This is a genomic window from Streptomyces sp. NRRL F-6492 (assembly GCF_001280125.1).
Lineage (GTDB): Bacteria > Actinomycetota > Actinomycetes > Streptomycetales > Streptomycetaceae > Streptomyces.
Genome location: NZ_LGEG01000065.1, coordinates 1 through 5,068, shown reverse-complemented (window position 1 = coordinate 5,068; position 5,068 = coordinate 1). Strand labels below are relative to the sequence as shown.

The 5,068-nt window shown below is 77.1% G+C and carries 1 protein-coding gene; it reads left to right on the top strand.

Annotation, left to right across the window (positions count from 1 at the left end; all coding sequences use genetic code 11):
• Window positions 1–5,068, top strand: a 5,068-nt coding sequence (locus ADL08_RS07810; protein WP_159043010.1) for a type I polyketide synthase, incomplete at both ends; no start/stop codon positions are given.

The following is a 5,068-nucleotide window of genomic DNA, read 5'->3' as shown; positions in this document are numbered from 1 at the left end:
CGGGCACGCTCAGGCGGCTGCCGGGGTGGGTGGTGTGATCAAGACGGTGATGGCGTTGCGGGCAGGGGTACTGCCGAAGACGCTGCACGCGCGGGAGCCGTCGCCGTTCGTGGAGTGGGAGGGCTCTGGGGTCCGGCTGCTGGGGGAGCAGGAGACGTGGCCCGAGCGCGGGCGTCCGCGCCGGGCGGGGGTGTCCTCGTTCGGGATCAGCGGCACCAACAGCCACGTCATCCTCGAACAGGCCCCGGAACACGACGATCACGTCGGTCCCGCCCAGCCCGGACCCACGGCCGACGAGCCCGGAGCCGTCTCGGAGCGTCCGGCCCCGCCCGTCCTGCTCTCCGGCAACACCCCGGCCGCGTTGCGCCGTCAGGCCGCCGCGCTCGCCGACCACCTGCGCGCCCACCCCGACACCGACGCGCACGCGCTCGCCGCCGCCCTCGCCCGGCGCGCCCGCCACGCCCACGGCGCGGCGGTCCCGTTCGACGGCGACGGCGACCCGGACCGGCTCTCCGCCGCGCTGCGCGCGCTCGCCGACGGAGAGGTCCACGACGCCCTGATCACCGGCGAACGGGCCGCCGGCCGCACCGTGTTCGTCTTCCCCGGCCAGGGCTCCCAATGGAGCGGCATGGCCCGCGAACTCCTCGACGCCAGCCCCGTGTTCCGGGACGGGATCGAGGCCTGCGCCGCCGCGCTCGCCCCGCACACCGACTGGTCCCTGCTCGACGTGCTGCGCGGCGCGCCCGATGCCCCCGGCCTCGACCGGGTCGACGTCGTCCAGCCGGTGCTCTTCGCCGTCATGGTCTCCCTCGCCGGGCTGTGGCGGTCGGCCGGCGTCGTGCCCGACGCCGTCGTCGGACACTCCCAGGGCGAGATCGCCGCCGCGTACGTGGCGGGCGCGCTCTCCCTCGCGGACGCGGCGAAGCTCGTCGCCCTGCGCAGCCGTGCCCTGACCGGCATCGCCGGCGACAGCGGCATGGTCTCCGTCGCCCTCGACGCCGACGCCCTCGCCCCCGTGCTCGCCGAACACCCGGACGAGCTGGAGATCGCCGTGCGCAACGGGCCCCGCGCCACCGTGGTCGCCGGTGGAGACACCGCCCTCGGCGCCCTCCTGGCCTGGTGCGAGGAGCACGGGGTGCGCGCCCGCCGCATCCCCGTCGACTACGCCTCGCACACCCGGTACGTCGAGCCGCTGCGCGAGCACCTGCTGGAGCTCGGGGCCGGTCTGACACCGGGCACGGCCGGGACCGCGTTCTACTCCGCCGTGACCGGCGGCCCGGTCGCCACGGACACCCTCGACGCCGGATACTGGTACCGCAACCTGCGCGAGACCGTGCGGTTCGAGGCCGCCGTCGACAGCCTCGTCGACTCCGGTCACCGGCGCTTCGTCGAGGTCAGCCCGCACCCCGTGCTCACCTTCGCCGTCGAGGAGATCCTCGCCGGGCGCGGCGTCGCCGCGTTCACCGGCGGCACCCTGCGCCGCGACCACGGCGGCCCGGACACGTTCCGGCGCTCCCTGGCCGCCGCGCACCTCGGCGGCGCGCCCGTCGCCTGGGACGTCCCCGCGACCGCCCCGGACCTCCCGCTGACGTACCGCTTCGCTCCCGACCGCCACTGGCTCGTCCCGTCCGGCGGACCCGCCGCCACGGCCCTGCCGGGCCTCACCGCCGAACCCCACCCGCTGCTCGGCGCCCGGGTCGAACTCGCCGACGGGGCGGCGGTGTTCACCGGCCGGATCGACCTGCGCGCACTGCCGTGGCTCACGGACCACGGCGTCTTCGGCACCGTCCTCGTCCCGGGCACCGCCTTCGCCGAACTGGCCCTCCACGCGGGCGCCGCCGTGGACCTTCCGGCGGTGGCGGACCTGACCGTCCGCGCCCCCCTCGTCCCCGATCCGGACCGCCCCACGGCACTCCAGGTCCGCGTCGCGCCCGTCGACGCCACCGGCGCGCGCGAGCTGACCGTGCACGCGCGACCCGACGACACCGCCCCGTGGACCCTGCACGCCTCGGCGACCCTGCGCGCGGCCGCCCCGGCCGCGACACCGGCGTTCCCCGCGTTCCCGCCCGCCGACGCCGCGCCCGTCGCCCTCGACGACGTCTACGCCGGCCTGTTCCGGCTCGGCTACGACTACGGCCCCGCCTTCCAGGGCCTCGCGGCAGCCCGCCGTACCCCCGACGGTGTGCTCCACGCCGAGCTCGACCCCGGCCTGTCCGACGGGGACGGCGACGCGTCCGGTACGGGCTTCGCGCTCCACCCGGCCCTGCTCGACGCCGCCCTGCACCCGGTCGTCGCCGGACTCGTCGGGACGCACGCCGCGGATCCGGAACGACCGCTGCTGCCCTTCGCGTTCGAAGGACTGCGGATCACCGACGCGGCCGCGGCGGCCGCCGCCGACCGGCTGCGCGTACGGATCGAACCGCTCGCCGACACCCGGTTCCGCCTCACCCTGGCCGACGCGCACGGGAACCCGGTCGCGGAGATCGACTCGCTGGCGTTCCGCCCGGTCGGCCGCGCCGAACTCGCCGGCCGCCCGGCGGTCGGGGCCACCGCCCACCACCTCGACTGGCCCGAGCTGCCCCTCGCGGGCCCGGCCACCGGCACCCACCTCGTCCTCGCCGGGCTCGGCGACACCGGGCTCGTCACCGACGCGGAGACCGTCCCGGACACCGAGGCGCTGTCGGCCCGCGCCACACCGCCCACGGCCGTCCTCGTCCCCGTCACCGGAACCGTCCCCCCCACCGGAACCGCCATCGGCACCGGCACCGCCGAAGGCACGGGGACCGGCCCGGACCCCCGCGCCGTCCCCGCCCGGGCCCACGAGCTCACCGCGGCCGTCCTCGCCCTCCTGCAGCGCTGGATCGCCACACCGGCCTGGGACGGGGTCCCCCTGCACGTCGTGATCAGGACCGGGGACCTGGCCGCCGCTCCCGTACGCGGTCTCCTGCGCACCGCCGCCGCCGAACACCCCGGCCGCTTCGCGCTCGTCGAGACCGACGGGCCCGCCCCGGCCGCACGGCTCGCCGGAGACCACGGGGAACCCGAGTCCGCGCTCCGCGACGGCCGGGTCCACGTGCCCCGCCTCGCCGCCCACGACCTCGCCCCCGCCTCCCCGCCCGCCCCGGACGGGGCCGGCACCGTGCTCGTCACCGGCGGTACGGGAGCCCTCGGCGCCCTCGTCGCCCGTAGGCTCGCGGCGCGGCCGAATCCCCCGCACCTGCTGCTGGTCAGCCGCACCGGACCGGCCGCGCCCGGCGCGGCCGACCTGACCGCCGAGCTCCGCGCGGCCGGCGCCGGGACGACCGTCGCCGCCTGCGACGTGACGGACCGCGACGCCCTGGCGCGACTGCTCGCCGACGTCCCCGCCGACCGCCCGCTGCGCGCGGTCGTCCACACGGCCGGCGTGCTCGCCGACGCCACCGTCACCGAGCTCACCCCCGAGCAGCTGGCCGCCGCGCTGCGGCCCAAGGTCGACGCGGCCTGGCTGCTGCACGAGCTCACCGCGGAGCTGCCGCTCGACGCGTTCGTGCTCTTCTCCTCGGCCGTGGCCGTCGCCGGAGTGCCCGGACAGGCGAACTACGCTGCGGGCAACACCTTCCTCGACGCCCTCGCCGCCCACCGCCGCGACCTCGGCCTGCCCGGCGTCTCCCTCGCGTGGGGCCTGTGGGAGGAGACCGGGGCCATGACCGGGCACCTCGGCGCCGCCGACCGGACCCGGCTCGCCCGGTACGGCGTGGGGCCCGTCGCGACCGAGGCCGGTCTGGACGCCCTGTTCGCGGCGGAGCGGCCGCACACGATCGTCTCCCCGCTCGACGAGGGCCTGCTGCGCCAGGAGGCGGCGGCCGGCCGGCTCCGCCCGGTGTTCGGCGCCCTGGTCCGCGTGCCCGCGTCCGCCGCCCGGCGCGCGGCCGGTGCGGGCGGCGGCGCGTGGGCCGACCGGCTCGCCGCCGTCCCGGCCCACGAACGACTGCGCACGGTCACCGCGCTCCTGCGCGAACAGGCCGCGCTCGTCCTCGGACACGACGGGAGCGACGGCATCGGAGCGGACCGGCCCTTCAAGGACCTCGGCTTCGACTCGCTCACCGCCGTCGAACTCCGCAACCGGCTCGGCCGGCTCACCGGCCTCACCCTGCCCGCCACCGTCGTCTTCGAGTACCCCACGATCGCCGGACTCGCCGGCCACCTGCACGCCTCGCTCACCACCGACGCCCCGGAGGAGGCCGCCGCCGTCGTCCGGCAGCGGGACGTGGAGGATCCGGTGGTCATCGTGGGGATGGGCTGCCGGTTCCCGGGGGGCGTTGCCTCGCCGGAGGACCTGTGGCGCCTCGTCGCCGACGGCACCGACGCGACCGGCGGCTTCCCCGAGGACCGCGGCTGGGACCTGGAGAAGCTGTACGACCCCGACCCCGACCACAAGGGCACCACGTACACCCGGCGCGGCGGATTCCTCTACGACGCCGCCGAGTTCGACGCCGACTTCTTCGGGATGAGCCCGCGCGAGGCCCTGGCCACCGACCCGCAGCAGAGGCTGCTGCTCCAGATCACCTGGGAGGCCCTGGAGCGGGCCGGGATCGATCCGCACAGCCTCAAGGACTCCGACACCGGCGTCTTCATCGGCGCCATGTACGACGACTACGCGGCCCGCCTGCGCACGGCCCCCGAGGACGTCGAGGGCCTGCTCCTGGCGGGCAACCAGTCCAGTGTGGCGTCGGGTCGGATCGCGTACGTCCTCGGTTTGCGGGGGCCCGCGTTGACGGTGGACACGGCGTGCTCGTCGTCGCTGGTGGCGCTGGACCTCGCGGTCCGGGCGGTGCGGTCCGGCGAGTGCGCCACCGCACTCGCCGGAGGCGTGGCCGTCATGGCCACCCCGAGCACCTTCGTGGAGTTCTCCCGGCAGCGCGGCCTGTCCGCCGACGGCCGGTGCCGTGCCTTCGGCGCGGACGCCGACGGCACCGGTTGGGCGGAGGGCGCGGGAATCCTCGTGGTCGAGCGGTTGTCGAGGGCGCGGCGTGAGGGTCATCGGGTGCTCGCGGTGGTGGCGGGTTCGGCGGTGAACCAGGACGGTGCG